Annotated in this window: 11 protein-coding genes, 5 tRNA genes, 2 rRNA genes and 1 pseudogene; 1 reads left to right on the top strand and 18 read right to left on the bottom strand. The window is 54.1% G+C overall.

Annotation, left to right across the window (positions count from 1 at the left end):
* A partial coding sequence (locus lacNas_RS01910) for a diguanylate cyclase (RefSeq protein WP_201346534.1) occupies positions 1-1,657 on the top strand: 1,657 nt, incomplete at its 5' end.
* Positions 1,658-1,684: 27 nt separating this feature from the next.
* Here lacNas_RS01910 and lacNas_RS01905 read toward each other — a convergent pair.
* The 18 genes and pseudogenes from lacNas_RS01905 to lacNas_RS01820 all read right to left on the bottom strand — a co-directional run.
* Complete coding sequence (locus tag lacNas_RS01905; RefSeq protein ID WP_201331074.1) at positions 1,685-2,188, bottom strand: ECF transporter S component; 504 nt, start codon at positions 2,186-2,188, stop codon at positions 1,685-1,687.
* Positions 2,189-2,361: 173 nt separating this feature from the next.
* Positions 2,362-3,741: pseudogene (locus lacNas_RS01900) on the bottom strand (aldehyde dehydrogenase family protein); the annotation flags it as partial.
* A 191-nt stretch (positions 3,742-3,932) separates the two neighbouring features.
* Entirely contained in the window at positions 3,933-4,112 is a 180-nt protein-coding gene (locus lacNas_RS01895) for a hypothetical protein (protein ID WP_201330643.1), read from the bottom strand.
* A 33-nt stretch (positions 4,113-4,145) separates the two neighbouring features.
* Positions 4,146-4,973: an energy-coupling factor transporter transmembrane component T family protein gene (locus tag lacNas_RS01890; RefSeq protein WP_201330644.1), complete on the bottom strand. Its 828-nt coding sequence runs from the start codon at positions 4,971-4,973 to the stop codon at positions 4,146-4,148.
* The gene (locus lacNas_RS01885; protein ID WP_201330645.1) at positions 4,966-6,684 is read right to left on the bottom strand and encodes an ABC transporter ATP-binding protein; all 1,719 of its coding nucleotides are present in this window, start codon (positions 6,682-6,684) and stop codon (positions 4,966-4,968) included. The genes lacNas_RS01890 and lacNas_RS01885 overlap by 8 nt, the downstream gene beginning before the upstream one ends.
* 11 nt (positions 6,685-6,695) lie before the next feature.
* On the bottom strand, positions 6,696-7,256 hold the full coding sequence (locus tag lacNas_RS01880; protein ID WP_201330646.1) for an ECF-type riboflavin transporter substrate-binding protein: 561 nt from the start codon (positions 7,254-7,256) through the stop codon (positions 6,696-6,698).
* An 18-nt stretch (positions 7,257-7,274) separates the two neighbouring features.
* Positions 7,275-8,135, bottom strand: a complete 861-nt coding sequence (locus lacNas_RS01875) for an SAM hydrolase/SAM-dependent halogenase family protein (RefSeq protein ID WP_201330647.1) — start codon at positions 8,133-8,135, stop codon at positions 7,275-7,277.
* A 212-nt stretch (positions 8,136-8,347) separates the two neighbouring features.
* Positions 8,348-9,733 (bottom strand): amino acid permease, encoded by a 1,386-nt coding sequence (locus tag lacNas_RS01870; protein ID WP_201330648.1) that lies wholly within the window; start codon positions 9,731-9,733, stop codon positions 8,348-8,350.
* Positions 9,734-9,840: 107 nt separating this feature from the next.
* The gene (locus tag lacNas_RS01865; protein ID WP_201330649.1) at positions 9,841-11,619 is read right to left on the bottom strand and encodes a DUF6449 domain-containing protein; all 1,779 of its coding nucleotides are present in this window, start codon (positions 11,617-11,619) and stop codon (positions 9,841-9,843) included.
* A complete protein-coding gene (locus lacNas_RS01860; protein ID WP_201330650.1) occupies positions 11,591-12,496 on the bottom strand; it encodes an ABC transporter ATP-binding protein in 906 nt (301 codons plus the stop codon). Before lacNas_RS01860 ends, lacNas_RS01865 begins: the two co-directional genes overlap by 29 nt.
* Complete coding sequence (locus lacNas_RS01855) at positions 12,483-12,857, bottom strand: GntR family transcriptional regulator (RefSeq protein ID WP_201330651.1); 375 nt, start codon at positions 12,855-12,857, stop codon at positions 12,483-12,485. Before lacNas_RS01855 ends, lacNas_RS01860 begins: the two co-directional genes overlap by 14 nt.
* 205 nt (positions 12,858-13,062) lie before the next feature.
* A tRNA-Asp gene (locus tag lacNas_RS01850) sits at positions 13,063-13,136 on the bottom strand.
* Positions 13,137-13,162: 26 nt separating this feature from the next.
* Positions 13,163-13,234 (bottom strand) — tRNA-Glu (locus lacNas_RS01845).
* Between the two features lie 4 nt (positions 13,235-13,238).
* Positions 13,239-13,311, bottom strand: a tRNA-Val gene (locus tag lacNas_RS01840).
* Positions 13,312-13,313: 2 nt separating this feature from the next.
* A tRNA-Arg gene (locus lacNas_RS01835) sits at positions 13,314-13,387 on the bottom strand.
* Positions 13,388-13,416: 29 nt separating this feature from the next.
* Positions 13,417-13,488: transfer RNA gene (locus tag lacNas_RS01830), tRNA-Gly, on the bottom strand.
* A 36-nt stretch (positions 13,489-13,524) separates the two neighbouring features.
* Positions 13,525-13,641, bottom strand: a 5S ribosomal RNA gene (gene rrf / locus lacNas_RS01825).
* Positions 13,642-13,710: 69 nt separating this feature from the next.
* Positions 13,711-14,064, bottom strand: a 23S ribosomal RNA gene (locus lacNas_RS01820); the annotation flags it as partial.

The raw sequence follows: 14,064 nt of genomic DNA, 5'->3' as shown, positions 1-14,064 counted from the left end.
GCGGCTCAAGGCCGGGGCCGCCAGCCTGCAGAAAAACGGCTTCCGGATCTGCCTGGACCGCTATGGCGGCGAAAACAGCGACCTGTCGACCGAGACCCTGCTGGAATACAATTTCGACCAGCTCAAGGTTGACGTGCGCAGCTTCGACAGCAACCCGCAGAAGGCCAAGATCATCCTGGCCTCGGTCATCAACATGACCCGCCTGCTCAAGATCGTCCCCATCGTCAAAGGCATTGAAAACAAGACCATGCTCAACTTCATCCGTTCCCTGGGGGTAATGATGACCCAGGGGCGGCTGTTGGGCAAGGAAATGCCGGAAAGAAGCGTCCGCAACGACCCGGCAGCTTTTGAAAACGTCGAAGAGCGGGCCCTCTTTACGGGCCTGAGCCGGATCAACGTCCTGGACCCCTACCTGGAGACCAAGGACCGGCTGAACAGCAATTTTGAAAACCCCCAGCCCAACTCCATCTTCGTTTTGCGGGGCCGGCAGGCCAAGCTGGTCTACTGCAACAGCGCCTTCCGTTCCTGGATCAATCGCCTGGGCTTTGCCGACACGGACGCCTTCGCCGACAGCTGCAATGCTGCCAGCGCCGGCAACAGCATCCGCTTGTGGAATGCCATTGACCAGTGCCGGCGGGTCAGTGAAATCTCGCAGTTTGACTGGATCACCGAAAACGAGGTGTTCAAGGTCCGCCTGCAGCTGATCTCCAAGACCGACAACCTGGCCGCCTTCCTTTCCGACGGCTACAAGGTGCGGGACCGGGAGCCGCATAACGACTACCAGCCCCTGGTCGACGGGGGCGGTCTTGAATCCGAAAAGATCCGCCTTTCCCTGCTGGAAACCAGCAATGTCGGCATTTTCTGGAAAAACAGCCGGCTGGAATACCTGGGAGCCAACCAGCGCTTTTTGGACTACTTCGGCCTCAGACTCAAGGACCTTTTGCACCGGCAAAGCTACGAACTGCCGGAATTAAGCCAGATCAGCTCCCAGGAAGAGCAGCTGCTCAAAGACGGGATGGCGCTGGATGACTATCTCACCCTTGAAAGCAGCGACAACCGGCGGACCTTCCACTACTACCTGTCGCCAGTCTATGCCAACGACGCGGTCTGCGGATTGATCGGCTTCATCATGGACGTCTCCAGCAAGATGGACGAATTGAACACCTTGAGAATCGAAGCCGCTCGGGATCCCCTGACCACCTTGAAGAACCGGCGGAGCTTTGACCGGGACTTCAGCTATCTGACCGGGCAGGAACTGATGGTGATGATGATCGACATCGACTACTTCAAGACCTTTAACGACAAGTTCGGCCACCTGTACGGCGACGCGGTCCTCAAGAAGATCAGCGAAACCCTGCTGCACGTCTACGGAATCGGCCACTGCTACCGCTACGGGGGCGACGAGTTCCTGGTCATTACCGACTTTTCCTCGTCTGACCAGCTGCTGGGCGAGGACCAGCGGGTCCGCAAGCTGCTGGAACAGGTTTCCATTCTCGATTTGAAGTTCGACATCCACATTTCTGCCGGCTACGTCTACGGCCAGGCCCAGACTTCCTCGGAGATCTACGAGATGGTCCAGGCCGCCGACCGGATGCTGTATGAGAGCAAAAAAAATGGCCGCAACCGGATTACCGGCGCGCCATTCAAAACGAACTGACAAAAAGCCACCAAGCGGTGGCTTTTTTTAATGCAGACGGTGCTGGAACTGCCGCTCGATGCCGCAGCGGTAGACCAAGCTGTAGCCCAAAACCGCCCCGACCCCGGCCTGCAGGCACTCAAAGGGAAACTTGACCAGGGAAATGGCCGGCGTCGCGTAGACGAAGGCCCGGCCCAGGGTGTAGCCGGTCACCATCACTGCTGCCCCCAAAAAGATGCCGGCTGCGACCTTCTTGTGGTCACCGGCAGCCTTGCGGGCAAAACTGGAAATGATCACGGCCTCCAGCCCGTGTGAAAACAGGCTGACGAACATCGGCGCCGGGTAAAAGAGAAAGTCCCCCAAAAAAGCGCCGACCCCGCCGACGACAAAGGCCTCTGACGGTGAAAGCAAGAGGGCTGCCGCCACGATCACGACATCGTTGAAATACAAGTGTCCGCCTGGGACCGGGATGCTGAACGATGACAGGGCAACGTTCATCGCCATCAACACGGCCACGATGACGGTTCTTCTGACTGACCAAGTTTTCTGCATGCTTTTTCCTCCTTAACAGACTTATCGTTTACTATTTTATCATTTATTCATCTAAATTTAACCTTCTGCTGACAAAAAAAGGCGAAAACGCCGCGGGGCGGCTTTCGCCTTTTTGTATTTGGGTCCTAGATTCTTGATTTTTAATTTCAAAGGAAAGGTTACAGGAGGGGCTTTCTTCTCATGGCCACCGTCTTGATGTTCAAGAGGTCCTTGGCCGTGATGTTGTGGGAAACCGAGTTGGCGCCGTATGAGCCGGTCCCCAAAGTCAGGGACGGCATCATGTTGTTGTAGACGCCGCCGATGCCGCCCAGGGCTGCCGGGCTGTTGACCAGGATCCGGCAGGCTGACATGGCGAAGGCGAACTTGCGGATCACCTTGCTGTCGCGGGTGTGGATCCCGGCGGTGTGGCCGCGACCGCCGTAGTTCAGCAGGTCGGTGCAGATCTTGAAGGCCTGGGTCTGGTTTTCAGCCTTGTAGAGGGTGAAGACCGGAGACAGCTTTTCCGCTGACAGCGGGTGCTTCGGGCCCACGCCCTTGTATTCGGCCACGATGACTTCCGTGTCTGCCGGTACGGTCACGCCGCACATTTCGGCGATCTTGACCGCGCTCTTGCCGGCCATTGGCCCGGCAACCGTGCCCCGGCGCGGGTCGATGAAGTGGTCTTCAAACAGCTTGATTTCCTCCGGCTTTAAGAAGTAGCAGTGGCGCTTGGCGAAGGCTTCCTTGACCTGGTCGTAGATTTCCTTGTCAACGACGACGGAGTTTTCAGAAGCACAGATCATCCCGTTGTCAAAAGTCTTCGACAAAACGATGTCGCCCACTGACTGCTCGATGTCGGCCGACTTTTCGATGTAGGACGGGCCGTTGCCAGGGCCCACGCCCAAAGCCGGCTTGCCAGTTGAGTAGGCCGCCTTGACCATGCCCGGGCCGCCAGTGGCCAGGACCATCTGCACCTTCGGATTGTTCATCAAAGCCGTCGTGGCCGTCAAGCTTGGGTGCTCGATCCACTGGATCCAGTTTTCCGGAGCACCGGCTGCGACCGTGGCTTCCCGGATCAGCTTGGCCGTTTCCACGCAGCACTTCTGGGCCTGTGGGTGGAAGCCGAAGATGATCGTGTTCTTGCTCTTCATGGCAATCATGGCCTTGAAGATGACCGTGGAAGTCGGGTTGGTGACTGGCGTGACGCCGGCGATTACCCCAATCGGCTCAGCAATCTTGATGAGGCCTTCCTCCTTGTCCTCATCGATCACCCCGACCGTCTTCATGTCCTTCATGCTTTCCCAGATGGTCTGGGCCGCGTAGGTGTTCTTGGTCACCTTGTCCTCGACCTTGCCCCGGCCGGTTTCATCGACCGCCATTTGTGCCAAATGCCGCGCGTTGTCTTCGCCGACTTTTTCAATGACTTGGCACAATCTGTCGACGTCGGCCTGGCTGAAGTCTTCCATTTGGTCCAGGGCCTCATGTGATTTGTTGACCAAAATGTCAACATTGTGGTAGATTTCTTCTTCAGTCTCGACGGATTTATTTACTTCAGTTGTGCTTAGCTTAGGCATTTGATCGTCTCCTGCTTTCCTTCTCAAATCTTGTGATATCTTTCTCAATTACTACTATAACAGCATTTTCAAAAAATAACAGAGGCATTTTCAGGCCTTTTTTAATGACACAAGAGGGCCAAGCCGCCTTGCTTTTGGCTTCTCCGCCAATGTAAGCGGTCACCGCTTCCAGAGTTTGTGAAATAATTATTTTATCTTTCCTTTGCACTTTTGCAAAAGATAGCGATTTCTGTCACAAAAGTTAAAAGGCTTTTTATAAGGATTTTCCAGCCTAAAAGGGGCAAATTACGGCTTTTTTCCCTAGCATCACCCCTGATTATTTCCTGCTTTTTGCCTGCATTCAAGAAAAACTTCACTTGATTTTTCCCCATAAAAAAAGGCTCCTGCAGGAGCCTTAATTTTTTCTATTTAAATGGGTTGTAAAAGCGGCCTTGGTTCAAATGCCAGAGGTAAAGCATCAGCAAAAGCAGCAGGATTGCCACTCCCAAGGTCAGCCAGTCGCTGCCCTTGAGCTTCTGGGAGGTGTACCAGGTCCGCTTCTTCTTTGAACCGAACCGGCGCAGCTCCATGGCCGTCGAAATGACCGTAATCCGGTCCAAGCTGGACAGGATCAGGGGCATGACGATGTTGATCGTCCCCTTGGCCCGGTCGGCCAGCTTGGCCTTCTTGGAAATTTCGTTGCCCCGGGCCTGCTGGGCATGGGAAATCGCCCAGTAGCTCTCCTGGATGTCCGGGATATAGCGCAGGGCCAGGGAGAAGGCATAGGAGAAGCGGTAGCTGATCCCGATCTGGTTCAAGCTGGAGGCAAACTGGCTGGGGTTGGTCGTCAGCAGGAACAAAACCGCGATCGGCACGGCACAGATGTACTTGAGCATGAGGTTGAAGAGGTAGAACAACTCCTCAGCCGTCAAGGCGAAAAAGCCGCTGCCCAGCAAAACGTGCTTGCTAGCGTAGAGGTCCGCCCCGTAGCTGGGCTGGAAGACATAGACCAGGACCAGGTTCAAGACGGCAAAGAGCATGATCAGGTTGACCACAACCGACACCTGCCGCCACTTCACCTTGGAAATTTTGAACAAGACCAGCGACAGGATGCACATCGTCAGCAAAAAGCGGGTGTCGTAGGTCACCATGCAGGCCACCGAAGTAATGATCAAAAACAAGAGCTTGGTGGTCGCGCTCAGGCGGTGGACAAAGGTCTTCCCTGGCGTATAGCCTAAAACTGCATCATTCATTTGCGTCTTCCCCCAATCTTTCCCGTTCATAAGCCGCGAACTTGCGGGCAAAGCCTTCCGGATCCGGCAGATCGTAGTGCCGGGCCAGGTCAAAGAGGCTGACCTGCCGCAGGCTGGCTTCCTTGACCAATTTTTCGACAGTCAGCAGCTCCACCGGCGTGGTGTCGGCAATCAGGCGCCCCTTGGCGAAGACCAGCGACCGGTCGGTATATTCCAGCATCAGGTGCATGTCGTGGGTGATGATCATGATCGTCTTGCCGGCTTCATTCAGCTCTTTCAAGAAGGACATGATTTCCGTGTAGGTCTTCCAGTCCTGGCCGGCCGTCGGCTCGTCCAGAATCAACAGGTCCGGCTCCAGGATCAGGATGGCGGCAATCGTCACCCGCTTCTTTTGCCCGAAACTGAGGGCGGAAACCGGCCAGTTTCTGAAGGGGTACAGGCCGCAGATCTTGAGGACCTTGGCCACCCTTTCCTTGACCTCGGCTTCGGGCACTTTCCGCAAGCGCAGGCCCAAAGCGACTTCGTCAAAAATCATGGTCTGGCTGATCATCTGGTTGGGATCCTGCATCACGTAGCCGATCCGGTCAGCCCGCTCCTTGATGGACAAGCCGGCCAGGTCCTCGCCTTTCCAGGCAATTTCGCCAGTACTTTGCAAAAAGCCGCAGATCAAGCGGCAGAGGGTGGTCTTCCCCGCCCCGTTTTGGCCGACGATGGAGACAAAGTCTCCCTCCTTGATAACGGCATTGACGTCCTTTAAGGGGTGCTTTTGCTCCGGACTGTAGGCAAAGCCGACGTCTTTCAGCGTGAGCAGGTCCGGCCCGGCTGGCTTTGGGGCCGGCAATTCGTAGCCCTTTTGCCAGGCCAAAAGCTTCTCCTTTGCATCCCCGGTGACCGGCAAGGCTGCCAAAGGGGTCAATTTATCCATCTGGCCCAAGTCGATCCCGGCCGTCTTCATGGCATCCAAATACAGGGGATTTCTGACCCCGACTGCTTCCAAACGGTCAGCCTTAAGCAGGTCGTCCGGCTTTTGGTCGGCCAGGATCCGGCCCTCGTCCACCAGGACGATCCGGTCGACTTCCTCAGCCAAGACTTCTTCCAGGCGGTGCTCAATGATGATCACCGTGGCTCCGAACTTCTTCTGCATCTGGTCGATCAAGCGCATGGTCTTGTAGCCCGAAGCCGGGTCCAAGTTGGCCAAAGGCTCGTCAAAAAGCAGGATTGGGGACTCGTCGACCAGGACCCCGGCCAGGGCAACGCGCTGCTTTTGCCCGCCAGACAGGCTCTGCGGGGACTGCTTGAGCAGGTCGCCCAAGTCCAGTTCCTTGGCCCAGCGGTCAACCGTTTCCTTCATCTGGTCTTGCGGCACGCAGTCGTTTTCCAGGGAAAAAGCGATGTCCTCCCCGACCGTCAAGCCGATGAACTGGGCGTCGGTGTCCTGCAGAATGGTCGAAGTGGTAAAAGATAAGTCAAACAGGCCAGTCTGACTGATGTCCTTGCCATCAATCAAACACTGGCCTGTGATCGTCCCTTTATCCAGATTCGGAATCAATCCATTCAAGCACTTGCCCAAAGTCGACTTGCCTGAGCCCGAAGGCCCCGCAAGCAGAACCTTTTCCCCCTTTTCGATCGTCAGATTGATGTCGCGGAGGGTTGGTTCCTGCTGGCTGTCATACTGAAAAGAAAAATCTCTAAACTGAATCAGACTCGTCATATATCAATTCCTTAATCCTTGTGCAAACTGCCCTTCTTGACCCGGCTGCCGGCGTAAAGCTTGAGCAGGATCGTGCCTAAAACCAGGATGGTCAGCCCGTCCATCAGGGTCGTCAGGCCGGCTTGGGCAAAGACCTTGGCAGCCGGTTCGCTGTCCAGGATCATGTCGCCCAGCGCCCCTAGCAGGAACCAGACGATGGCGTTGGCCACGAACTGCACGACGTTGAAGATCACCATTTCCTTGGTGCCGAATTCGCCCTGGTCGATGTTGACGCGCAAGGCGTAAAGGCCGATGAAGAAGCCCAAAAAGCCCGCGGCGAAGTCCCAGTTCCACCAGGTCTGCCCGTACATGATAAAATCCAAGAGCAAGTGGCCAATGAAGCCGACCCCGAAGCCGACCGTTGGCCCGTAGATCATGGCAATCATGGCCAGGAAGGCGTAAACCAGTTCAAAGTTGGTGTTGGGCAGGCCGCTCGGAATTGAGGCAAAACGGCCGACGATCACGAAAACGGCTGACCCGATCCCCAAGGCAGCAATGTTCTTGGGACTTAACTTCCACATTTCTTTATTCATAAAAATTCTCTCCAATCCTTAAGCTTGTTGCTTGTTGACTTTGCTGATCTTGACCTGCCAGTCGGTCCCGGTGCCGATGTGGTGCACGGCAGCGAAGGATTCCTGGTTCAAGGCAATCCCGATGTTGACCAGGGAGTTGATGTAAACCAGCGGCTGGCCCAGGTTGACTTCGGCAAATGAGCGGACAAACGGAATCTGTTCCTGGTAGACGGCCACGTTCTGGTGCAGGATGGTGACCAGCAGGCTGTCGCCTCTGTCGATTGCCAGCTCCTTGACCATTTCCAGCGGGATATTGGTCCACAAGGAGCCGAAGCGGACGTCCAAAACATCGATGGTGCCGACGGCCGTGTCGCCCTGCAGGCGCGGCTCGATGACCGGCAGAGTCACCAGGCTGTCCACCGGGGCTTCCAGGCCCAGTTCTTCAAAAGCCACTTGCCCGCTGGCCAGCATGGCCCCGTTGTAGGCGTAGACGTCCCGGCCGTGGAAGGTGTTGCTTTCCTGGGAGTGCGGCAGCCGGTTCTTGTTTTCGTCGATCACCCGGACGGCTTCAACCCCTTCATACTTGTAGATGTGGGTCAAAGTCCCGTTGTCCGGGGTGATAACGTAGTGGCCCGACTTGGTCTTGACGGCGATTGACCGGCGGGCAGAACCCACGCCCGGGTCAACGACAGAAACGAAGACGGTGTTTTCCGGCCAGTACTTGATGGTTTGGTAAAGCCGGTATGAGGCGTTCCAAATGTCGTAAGGCGGGATTTCATGGGTCAGGTCCGAGACAAGGATGTCGCTGGCCACCGTGTGGGCCACCCCGTGCATGGCGCTGACCGCCCCATCTACTAAGCCAAAGTCTGTCTGCAGGACCAACATCTTGTTATATGCCATCCATTTTCCACCTTTCAAATCGTGTTTTCATTTTTAATATCTGTTTAATATACTCTCTTTGCCAGTTGATGTCAAGAAAAGCATTCGGTTTTCACAAAATCGTCCAGCATTTTTTCCCGGCAGATCCCCTATTTTCCATGAAAAGCCTAACATTGCAAGCAAAAACAGCCATGACGCTCGTCATGACTGTTTCTTTTGTGCAATTCAGTTTGTCAATCGGCCTGCTTTTCCTTGCGCCGCTCGTGGAAGTAGCAGAAGCTGCCGAAGAAGATGACCCAGGCCGTGGCCAGACTGGCCCCGAAGATGTCTTCTTTGACGAAGAAGAGGCTGAAGAAGATTACCAGGAAGAAGGCAATCGTCAGCGGACTGGTCACCTGGTAGAAAGGCATCTTGAAGCCGTCAGCTAGGAAATCGCTGGACTTGCGGTACTTCCGGTGGGCCAGCATGGCCAGGACGTAGACCAGGATGAAGATGTCACTGGTTGCTCCGGCAACCATGCTGAAGGCCTCAATTGCCGTGTTGGAGAAACTGAGGATCGGCGCGATCAAAGAGAACAGAACCGAGATCATGATCCCCTTTGCCGGGACCCCGTTCGGGGAGATCTTCGCGAAATGCTTCTTCAGCCAGCTGCCCCGGCTGGCTTCTTCAGCTAATTGGAAGAAATGCCGGCCAGCTGAGAAGATGGTTGAATTCAAGGCAGAAGCCGCGCTGGTCAAAACCACGAAGTTCAGGATTGAGGCTGCCGTCGTAAAGCCGGCCAGCTGGAAGACCTGAACGAAAGGACTGCTTGAAGCAGAGACTGACTTCCAAGGAACCACGCACATGATCACGGTCAAAGTACCGATGTAGAAAATAAGGATCCGCAAAAGCGTCTCGTTGACCGCCTTCTTGATGACCCGGTGCGGGTCGGCGGCTTCCCCGATCGTGATGGTCACGAATTCAATCCCCGCGAAGGAGAAGAAGACCATCGGGAAGGCCGTAAAGAAGGCGTAAGTTCCTTTTGGCGCCAGTTTGAAGTTGTTGGTCAGGTTGCTCAATGAAGCGTAGCCGACTGGCGTCTTGGCGTGGGTCGCCACCAGGAAGATCCCGGTCAAGATCATGGAAATAATGGCGATGATCTTGATCATGGCGAACCAGAATTCAGTTTCACCAAACAGTCTGGCTGCCGTCAAGTTCAGCAAGGTCAAGGCTCCCAAAAAGACAAGCTCGACCAGCCAGAGAGGCGCGTGCGGGAACCAGTACTGGAAGTAGGTCCCGACCGCCGTCAGTTCGGCCATGCAGGCAAACAGCAGCCCGATCCAGTAGGACCAGCCGGCGAAGTTGCCGGCAGCCGGTCCCAGGTACTTGGTGATAAACGAAACGAAGGTATGGTGGTTGGGGTCTGAGTAAAACATTTCTCCCAATGCCCGCAGCATGAAGAAGAAGAAGACACCCATAAAGGCATAAATCAAAATGACTGACGGTCCGGTGGCCGAGATCGTGCTGCCGGCCCCTAAGAAAAGGCCTGTCCCGATCGTGCCGCCGATGGCAATCATCTGTACGTGCCGGTTCGATAAAGAGCGGACCGTTCCGTCCGCGTTTTCGTGTTCTTTGGCCATCTGTCCTCCTAAATAATTAAAGCAAGATTAATATATAATTATTTTAATAATAGAGCAAATGGCCAGAAAAGTAAAGTTTTAAAGCCAAATCGGCTGAATTTCGCCCTTTAGTCGAATTGGTCATCAAGATAGTAATCTAGCGGCTGCTGGTCCTCCAGGGAAAGCTTCTTTGCGGCATACAGCTTGTTTTTCTTCAAAAAGGCAATCGTCTGGCTGTAGTTGCTGTAAACCGGATAGTAGATCTTGGCCTGCTTGCCGTTTGCCCGCTTCCAGGAAACGGCGACCTGGCCGACCGGCTTCTGCTGGCTGGCCTGCAGGTAGTCCCACTTGGTCAAGTCCTGCTTGTAGGCAGCGCGGAAGTCCTTGTAGAGCTGGCTGTCCTGGCGCTTGATTGCTTCCTTGCCGTTCTTGTAAGTAAAGGACATGGTGTCCAAATTGTCCATAAGCAGCTGGTCGTGATAAATCTGGAAGTAGCCCTGCTTGTAGGCCTTGGTCTTGCTGATGGGTTCAAAGTACTTCTTCAGCACCTTTCTTTCGACCGCGTAGACTCTGACCCTGCTTCTGCCGTTCTTCATTCTGAACACAAAGCGCAGCGAAACTGAATCTTCCCGGTCATGAGACCGGTTTTGGGTAAATTTGCTGCCGGCTTTTGCCAGTTTTAAAAGGTCGCTGGTGACCGGCACGGACATGTATTTAGCGGCATACTCATCCGCGTTGACTGCGGCTGACCCTTTGCCCAGGTAATAGTTGGTATAGATGCCGTCGCTCGGCGAAATTGCCACGCTGGCTACCTGACCGCTTGCCGGCAGCCAATCGTCATAGCGCTTGGCCCCCCACACCAGACCGGCAAGCACGGCCACTCCAGCTGCTGTCAGCAGCAAGCTTTGAAGAAAATTGTGCTTCCAGGCTGCCAGGTCAAACTTGAAGATGATTTCCATCAGACTGGCAGTTAACAAACCGGTAAGGAGGGCGCCAATAATGCCGCAGGCAAAGTTCAAGCCGTCAATCATGTAGCCAAAGACCCCGCCGACTGCCGCGAAGAAGACGACAAGGAGGATCTTGACCGCCTGCTCGATCCAGGCAAAAGCGACTGCCCTGCCGGCCATTTCATTGGCCCGCTTTTGGTAGGCCCAGTAGGCCAAAGCCAGGTAGAGCACCGTCCAAAGCAGGTTGATCCCCATCCCCAGCCAGTGGTTGGAGTTATATAGCTGAGTTGAAGGATTGGTGTAGGCCAGCCAAGTGTGGTTGTTGTATTCAGCTGTAGTTGCCAGCTCAGAATAAAAGATCGAGGACAAGGACATTAGGCCGAATTCAAAACAGGAGAAGAAGATGGTCGCCAAAGCAGCGACAAAAGTGTTCCCCGTGATCATCATGCTCAAAGACGCGATGCCATACCAGGCTGAAAAAACAAGCAGGTCGGCCAGAAAGCCCCGCCAGATCCCGCCATCAGCCAGGAAATTTGATCCAGCTGCCGCGCACAGCAGCATTCCGGCCAGGAAAAAGACCAGGTAGATCAGGCTGTAAATAAGCAGGCTGTTGACGGCGATTCCAAGAAACCGGGTCTTGCGGCTGATTGGCTGGCTTTCATAATAGTCCACTTGCCGCGGCACGTGCAGGAAGCGGAAACCTTCATAGGCCAGATAAATGCCGAAGATTCCGGCCGTAGCCGCCGACAGGACCATATTTTGAAAAATGTAATAGGTTCTGGCATTATACAGCAAAGAAGCCGCGTTAACATCTTTATTACTGATCAGCACCAGAATCGGGCCGACAATATAGAACATGGCCATGACCAAAGTAGCCAAAGCCACAGGTACTTTCCGGTGCCGCAGAATTTCTTTTTGCGGCAGAGCGTGTTTATTTAAGGATAAGTTTGCGCGTGTCATAACCAACTGCCTCCGCTTCTGCAATAAAGATTTCTTCCAAGGTCAACGGCAGGATTTCGAAGAAGGTCATTGGCACGTGGTCAAAGACTGCTTCGACTTCGCTCCGGCTGCCCCGCACCACCAAAGTGTGCAGGCGGCCCCGGCTGCTGTGGTCAACCACCTTCAATTTGCTTAAAACTTCCTGCATGTCCTGGTCGTTTTCGAAGACGCACTGCAGCTTCTGGATTTCCAGCTTCATGTCGGCCAAATCTTCTGACAAAAGCAGACCGCCGCTGTGCAGGAAACCGATATGATCACAGATATCTTCAAGTTCTCTCAGGTTGTGGGAAGCAATGATCGGGGTCAACTGCCGCCGGTCCATGTCTTCGGCAAACAGGCTCTTCATGCTCTGCCGCATGACCGGGTCCAAACCATCAAAAACTTCATCTAAGAGCAGATACTTGCTGTTGGTGCACAGGCCCAAAAGGATGGCCAATTGCCGCTTCATGCCCTTGGAATAGTCGTGAATCCGCCGCTTTGGCTCCAGGCGGAAATCCGCCAAGAGACCGGCAAAACGCTCCAGGTCAAAGTTTTGATAAACAGCCGCGTAATCTTTTGCCATGGACTCTGCCGTGGCATTTGGAAAGAAGTAGGGGTCATCCGGGATGAAACAAAACTTTTCTTTGGCTGCCGGGTTATCGTAAACCGGCAGGCCATCAATCGTAATATGGCCCGAAGTCGGCCGCAAAATTCCCGCGATCATCCGCAAAAGCGTGCTCTTGCCGGCCCCGTTGGTCCCAATCAGGCCAAAAACCCGGTCTTCTTGAATGGTCAGGTTAAGCCGCTTGATGGCCTTGGTCTTTCCATAGTCTTTGCTCAACTCATCAATCTCGATCATCTTCTGCCGCCTCCTCCATGGCTTCAGCAAACAATTCCTGTGGATCCAGGCCCACAGCTTGAATCTCCTTGATTAAATCTTTCATTTTCCCCTTCAGCTCTTCTTTTTGCTTGCTCTTCAGCGTGTCATTGGCCCGGACGAAATTCCCCCGGCCCTTGACGCTGTATACGTATCCCTCCCGTTCCAGCGCGGCGTACGCTCGCTGCACCGTATTTGGGTTTGTCGACAGTTCCATGGCCAACTTCCGCACTGACGGCAGCTGCTCGTCAGGCTCCATGACCCCAGTCAGAATCAGCTGCTTGTACCTGTCAGCGATCTGCTGGTAAATCGGCCGGCTGTCCAAATAGTCAATAAAGTCCACTAGCCTTCTCCTTTCTAGCTGTCTCTACTGTACTATTTATTCTAGTACAGTATAAACAAAATGACAAGCTGGAAAAAGCGAAATATTTCTGGAAAAAAACAAGTAGAAAAGCAAAGAAGACAAAAGACAAAAAACAAAAAGAGAAAGAGAAAAAAGAAGAAAAAAGAAACAAAAAAAGCAGCGACCTAAGTCGCTGCTTTAGTTACGGTCCATGCGGGATTTGAACCCGCGATCTCCTCCGTGACAGGGAGGCGAGATAGACCACTGCTCCAATGGACCAACTGTTTAATTATGCCTTCCGGCGATGACCCGTACGAGATTTGAACTCATGTTACCGCCGTGAAAGGGCGGTGTCTTAACCACTTGACCAACGGGCCGAAATGGAGGATACAGGGCTCGAACCTGTGACCCTCTGCTTGTAAGGCAGATGCTCTCCCAGCTGAGCTAATCCTCCAATGCACCCAGTAGGACTTGAACCTACAACCTTCTGATTCGTAGTCAGACACTCTATCCAGTTGCGCTATGGGTGCATTATTCAATTGAGCATCCTAAGATGCTAAGCGGAAGACGGGATTCGAACCCGCGACCCCCACCATGGCAAGGTGATGTTCTACCACTGAACTACTTCCGCAATATAAAAGCCAGGCCGATCAGTCTGGCTGAACGAGCGCGGCAGCTTCCTATCCTCGCAGGCAGTTTCCCACCAACTACTTTCGGCGTTAAGAAGCTTAACTGCTGTGTTCGGCATGGGAACAGGTGTATCCTTCTTGCCATTGCCACCGCACTCTTTCTTGAGCTTGCACGCTCAAAACTGAATATCTCTTTCCAAGTCAAAACCTATTGCTTCGCTCTTTTGGTCAAGTCCTCGACTGATTAGTACCGGTCCGCTCCAAAGCTCACGCTTCTTCCACTCCCGGCCTATCTACCTCATCGTCTCTGAGGTGTCTTACTTTCTTGAAGAAATGGGAAATCTCATCTTGAGGGGGGCTTCGCACTTAGATGCCTTCAGCGCTTATCCCGTCCGCACATAGCTACCCAGCGATGCCTTTGGCAAGACAACTGGTACACCAGCGGTGCGTCCATCCCGGTCCTCTCGTACTAAGGACAGCTCCTCTCAAATTTCCTGCGCCCACGACGGATAGGGACCGAACTGTCTCACGACGTTCTGAACCCAGCTCGCGTGCCGCTTTAATGGGCGAACAGCCCA

Source organism: Lactobacillus nasalidis (assembly GCF_016587775.1).
GTDB lineage: Bacteria > Bacillota > Bacilli > Lactobacillales > Lactobacillaceae > Lactobacillus > Lactobacillus nasalidis.
Note: the sequence above shows the minus strand (reverse complement) of the source record. Positions and strands in the feature narration are given on the sequence as shown.

Coding starts and splice junctions, on each gene's coding strand:
- lacNas_RS01865 (WP_201330649.1), bottom strand. CDS start 11,619: ATGACACGCGCAAACTTATCCTTAAATAAACACGCTCTGCCGCAAAAA.
- lacNas_RS01895 (WP_201330643.1), bottom strand. CDS start 4,112: ATGGGGAAAAATCAAGTGAAGTTTTTCTTGAATGCAGGCAAAAAGCAG.
- lacNas_RS01890 (WP_201330644.1), bottom strand. CDS start 4,973: ATGAATGATGCAGTTTTAGGCTATACGCCAGGGAAGACCTTTGTCCAC.
- lacNas_RS01870 (WP_201330648.1), bottom strand. CDS start 9,733: ATGGCCAAAGAACACGAAAACGCGGACGGAACGGTCCGCTCTTTATCG.
- lacNas_RS01905 (WP_201331074.1), bottom strand. CDS start 2,188: ATGCAGAAAACTTGGTCAGTCAGAAGAACCGTCATCGTGGCCGTGTTG.
- lacNas_RS01860 (WP_201330650.1), bottom strand. CDS start 12,496: ATGATCGAGATTGATGAGTTGAGCAAAGACTATGGAAAGACCAAGGCC.
- lacNas_RS01880 (WP_201330646.1), bottom strand. CDS start 7,256: ATGAATAAAGAAATGTGGAAGTTAAGTCCCAAGAACATTGCTGCCTTG.
- lacNas_RS01875 (WP_201330647.1), bottom strand. CDS start 8,135: ATGGCATATAACAAGATGTTGGTCCTGCAGACAGACTTTGGCTTAGTA.
- lacNas_RS01885 (WP_201330645.1), bottom strand. CDS start 6,684: ATGACGAGTCTGATTCAGTTTAGAGATTTTTCTTTTCAGTATGACAGC.